This is a genomic window from Secundilactobacillus angelensis, assembly GCF_012641075.1.
GTDB lineage: Bacteria > Bacillota > Bacilli > Lactobacillales > Lactobacillaceae > Secundilactobacillus > Secundilactobacillus angelensis.
Genome location: NZ_JAAXLJ010000129.1, coordinates 1 through 222 on the forward strand (window position 1 = coordinate 1; position 222 = coordinate 222).

Sequence of the window (222 nt, forward strand, 5' to 3'; positions counted from 1 at the left end):
GTCGCTAGTTTCCTTCGTCACATCACTATCGATGGCAACTTGATCATCACTCAGTCCACCAAGATCACTACTCAAGTTACTCAATTCGTTTGAGATGGTCCCCGATGTTGTCGTGGAAACGGCAACGTCACTTGTAAACTTCGTTTGCTCAGAATTGAAATCACTCTGTTGGTCACTAAAGTCACTCAGGTCATTACTCAAACTATTGCTGTCATTGCTCAA

1 protein-coding gene is annotated in these 222 nt (G+C 43.2%); it reads right to left on the reverse strand.

Annotation, left to right across the window (positions count from 1 at the left end):
• Positions 1–222: hypothetical protein (locus tag HC026_RS12670; protein WP_168926238.1), on the reverse strand; the 222-nt coding region annotated here is incomplete at both ends.